The organism is Burkholderiales bacterium (assembly GCA_035560005.1).
Taxonomy (GTDB): Bacteria; Pseudomonadota; Gammaproteobacteria; order Burkholderiales; family Eutrophovitaceae; genus DASRFY01.
This window is the reverse complement of sequence record DATMAN010000024.1, coordinates 1-4,082: the sequence shown is the minus strand read 5'-3', so window position 1 is coordinate 4,082 and position 4,082 is coordinate 1. Positions and strand designations below refer to the sequence as shown.

Below are 4,082 nucleotides of genomic sequence, written 5' to 3'. Positions count from 1 at the left end.
CCCGACATCCAGCCGCTGCGTGAATCGGGCGTCGTCCAAGGCAGCACGGTCGCCGCGGCAAGCGGCGCCGCGGTCGTTGCCGAGAACCTGCCAATGCTTGTGAACGACCTCGAGCGCGCCGATGGCCATCTTCAGGCTGGCACGATCTTTGGGGTGGTCATCGGCGTGCTGATCATCGCCGGTGCCGGATGGGCGCTGTGGCAGCGCATCCGCGCCGCCCGCGAGCTGCGCGATGGGGTAGCTCGATGATCTCGTGGCTTCTCTCGCTTCCCTGGGTGCGGCGGCTCGGTCTCTGGATCGGCGCCGTCGTCGCAGCTCTTGCGGCCATCGCCGCCATCCGCCGGTCCGGCGAGCACGCCGGCCGCCTCGAGGAACGTCTCAATCAACAGAAGGAAATCGCCGATGCCGAGCGCCGGATGCTGGATGCCGCGCACGATCGCCCTCGTGATCGCGACGACGTTGCTCGCCGCATGCGCGACGGCTCGTTCTGACCGGCCGGCGGGCGTGGTCTGCCCGCCGGTCCCCGCCTACAGCAAACCCTTCCTGAAGCGCGCCGCCGATGAGCTCGATCGCCTGCCGGCCGGCTCGGCCATCGAGCAGATGCTTTCGGACTACCAGGTCATGAGGGACCAGGCGCGAGCGTGCCGCTCGCGCTAACGATGACCTGAACTCAGGACTCCATTGTTCTTGCAACTCACCTTAGCTTCAGCTCCTCGGACACTTGGGCGAGCAGGTTGTTCAGCTGGTCAACAGTCTCAGATGTAGGCGGCGTTTCGCCTCCAAACTCGACGCGCACGTGGAACTTAAGATCGTGGCCAACAGCCGCCCTCATAATCTCGGGGATTTGGTCGGCCAGGTCTTGAATGCCATTGGCTTGAAGCGTCGCCTCGGCAATCAGCAACCCCTTTGGCTTTGGCGTAAAGTCTCTCGGCTTTTCGTCTAACTGGCGCGCCTCAGGGAGGCGCAGGACTACGTGTTGGGCACCGGCGAATTCGCACGGCCACGCTACCCCGTCATCCACCAGTTCGATCCAGCGAGCTCGGATGGCCGCGTCAATTGCTGCACGAATCACGGGCCATGGCAGGGTCTTGCCCCGCTTGGCTGAAAGTGCGGTGGTAATAGCTAGGGCATTGGTCCTGCCGTCTTTCCAAGCGGCAGGAATGGACTCGGCCATCAATTCGTCCACCGCAATTGGATCGGGCGGTGGCTGCAGCGTTGCGGTCGGAGTCAGCACTCCCGCTGGAACTGGTTCGCCGAGAATCGATGCCGGCCCGTTCGTTAGCCACACAATGCCGCGGGCTACCGCTTCGCCAATTTCCGCCTCGACTATCGCAGACTCGCATTTCGGAATGACCGCGGTTTCCTCGTATCCTTCCTTCGGCACCGCCACGGTTCGTCCGCCCGAGAAATAGTCGAGCACATCCTTCACCGCGATCTCTGTTGATGTCCAAAGTCCTGGCAGCTTCCGGTAGCTAAGGAGATCTGGAGGAAGATCGCTGAGCGTTGCGGCTTTCGGCAACAGGACTTCGAGCCCAGGGTCCTTAAGAGCCTCTTCGTCAATCGCCGAGCGCCAGAAGGTCCTGACGCTCCGATCCGGTCGAACGAGACGGGCGACCCAGATGCCGTCCAACACCCCCTGCAGGACGGTGTCGAGGATCTCCTTGCGCCGCAGCATCTTTGGCAATTTCGGAAACTGCGCGAAGGCCCCGACCAAATCCTTGACCCGGCGCGACGTCTCCCCCTCCCGCCAAAGATCGTAGGGACCGCCCGGCATGAGCGCCTCAGAGCTGATCGCCGTTTCCTGAATGCGTGAGCGCTTATCAGCCTTGATGGTCGTAAACAGCGGCTCTTCAGTCACGGTAATCTTAAATGCGTGGACCTCGTTGCTTTCGTTTACCGTCACAACAATGGAATAGGCCTGCTGCAGTGCCTCCGGGATGCGTTTGCGCGAACTGTCGATTTCGTTCGCAAGCATCTGTTCACGGATCGGGTCGATCGGCTGGCCTTTGAGCTGCTCCCGCACTTCGAGCCAGCCGAGATATTCCCGGATGCGCGTCCGTGCCGCTTCGAGCCCGTCGCGCGACGGCACCGCAAGCACGACGGCATTGCGATAGACGCGAGGGCGATCTGGCGCCGTCGTCTCGTCGATGAAGCGCCGCGCCTCGGCGCTCGGCTTGCCCGAGTCCGAAGCGGCCTTCGGGCCCAGAACGGCGAAATGGAATTCGCCATCGTCCTGAATATCGCTTGGCTTTTCGGGAAGCGTGTGAACCCTTGCGCCCGCCGCGGAGGCACCTTGCGTCAGAGACTTGAGCTTCTCGGTCGCATCAATGAGCTGGGCTTCGATGAGCTCCGGCGGCACGCGCGTGTTGCACGCGTCATGATGCATCTGGCGGAGATTAGGACGGTTGCCGAGCCTCCACGCCTTTGGCAGCTGTTTCGTCCCGTCGGGATTGGTCTCCGCCGTTCCTACTTCGACTTCGTCCAGGAACCAGGACAGCTCGGTCCAGCGGCGCAAGGCCTTCTCAAGCTCGATCTTGTCCGGCCGCGTTCCGCCGAGCAGGACGATCAATTCGTGGGTCAGAGCCTTGTGCCAGATGGGCTGGGAATTCAGAAAAACGGCAACGACTGCCTGCTCGATCTCACGGTGGTGCAGTCCAGTCGCCTCGGACTGAATCGTGCGCGCCTTTGCCAACTCACCTTCAAGAATCGTCGACCATTCCTGCCGTCGCCCCTCCACCGGCTCGGTGCTGGCAACCAGGCAGAGCTCGCGCGCTGCTTCGGCAAGCCCCGCCTTACCCGGTTCGTTCAGGAACACGTTGGCGCTGATCAGCGGGCATTTGTCCCACTTCTCGGCGTCGCGCAGCGCGATTGCAAAAGTACGCAGAATTCCGCGCGTGCGCTGGAATCCGTCTAGCTGAGTCCAGCGAGTGTAGAACACTTCCGTCAGGTCGGGATGGAAGGGGAAGCTCGCGAGATAGCGCTCCTCGGCGGCGCCGCGCTCCTTCCGCGTGCGTTCGTCAAGCGCGGCGATATTACCGACCGCGGTCGTCACCTGCGCCCGGAATGCGTTGATGTCGCGGATCGACCCGGGCTTGAAGAACCGGCGACGTAGCACCTCGGCCACGTCTTCCTTGCCGACGGGGCTGACGTTCTCTTCCATCTGCCGGCCAAACACTTCGGATACGTCGGCGAGCAATTCCTTGCCGAAGTCATCGTATTTGCGCTGATCGGAGGCGAGCAGCGACGCCACCATGGCGCAGCGGTCGACCTTGACCACCGCTTGCGTGAGGTACTGGAAGAAGCTCATGAGCCGGCCGCGCCAGGAAGGATCGGCCTCGATCTTGGCGCGCAGATACATGAGGACCTCGTCCAAGAGGACGAGCGTCGACAGCCCTTCGGCCTGCGGCTTCGCGAGCAATTCGGCAAGCAGCGGCTCGGCGGGCGGCGTGTCGCGCTCTTCTTCCTTGCCATTGGCGTGGATGAACTTGAGACCCTCGGCGCCGGCGAGCTGCCAGGCGAGCACGCTCCAGGGATGCTTGAGCATGCGCGATTTGCCGTCCGGCCCGGGTGTCTCGACGCCCTTCTCCAAGTCGATCTTGTCGAAGCAGAGCGCCGCCACGCGCGCCGTCGGCAACTCGAAGCCGATATGCGCCTTGAACTCGCTGACCGCCGGCAGGTCCGGCAGGCGCGCGGGATCGTGCACCAGATGGCGCAGCGTAATCAGGGTATGCGTCTTGCCGCCGCCGTAGTTGATCGAGAGCTTGCGGTAGGCCTTGTCGCTCCGACCGGCGAGCCGCGACAGCACGTCCTTGACGAGCTCGCGCAGATTGTAGGTGGGGTAAGTCAGCGAAAAGAACTCAGCGGGGTCCTCGTAGACCTTCCGCCGCCCCTTCTGCAGAACGACGTCGTAGAGGTCGGCGGCGAATACCGCGAGCGACAGTTCTCCGGTCTTGATGTCGTCGCGCAGCGCAACGACTTCGTGCCACGGCTTCCATGCGAGTTTCATCTCGGGAGCCTCCCTAGACGAGTTGGCCCTGGCGCGGCGCGCCGATGCGTTCGCGAGCGGCCAGGTGGTTGCTCAA

Annotated in this window: 4 protein-coding genes; 3 read left to right on the top strand and 1 reads right to left on the bottom strand. The window is 63.3% G+C overall.

Going from position 1 to position 4,082, the window contains the following annotated elements:
- The 3 genes from VNM24_02400 to VNM24_02390 all read left to right on the top strand — a co-directional run.
- Positions 1-249: hypothetical protein (locus tag VNM24_02400; protein HWQ37449.1), on the top strand; the 249-nt coding region annotated here is incomplete at its 5' end.
- Entirely contained in the window at positions 246-491 is a 246-nt protein-coding gene (locus tag VNM24_02395; GenBank protein HWQ37448.1) for a hypothetical protein, read from the top strand. The genes VNM24_02400 and VNM24_02395, both read left to right, overlap by 4 nt.
- Positions 424-657 carry a hypothetical protein gene (locus VNM24_02390; protein ID HWQ37447.1) on the top strand — a complete coding sequence of 78 codons (234 nt, stop codon included), beginning with the start codon at positions 424-426 and terminating at the stop codon, positions 655-657. Before VNM24_02395 ends, VNM24_02390 begins: the two co-directional genes overlap by 68 nt.
- Positions 658-694: 37 nt before the next feature.
- On the opposite strand, the gene VNM24_02385 is transcribed toward VNM24_02390, so the two are convergent.
- The gene (locus VNM24_02385) at positions 695-4,006 is read right to left on the bottom strand and encodes a DUF499 domain-containing protein (protein HWQ37446.1); all 3,312 of its coding nucleotides are present in this window, start codon (positions 4,004-4,006) and stop codon (positions 695-697) included.
- Positions 4,007-4,082: the final 76 nt, after the last annotated feature.

Coding starts and splice junctions, on each gene's coding strand:
- VNM24_02395 (HWQ37448.1), top strand. CDS start 246: ATGATCTCGTGGCTTCTCTCGCTTCCCTGGGTGCGGCGGCTCGGTCTC.
- VNM24_02390 (HWQ37447.1), top strand. CDS start 424: ATGCCGCGCACGATCGCCCTCGTGATCGCGACGACGTTGCTCGCCGCA.
- VNM24_02385 (HWQ37446.1), bottom strand. CDS start 4,006: ATGAAACTCGCATGGAAGCCGTGGCACGAAGTCGTTGCGCTGCGCGAC.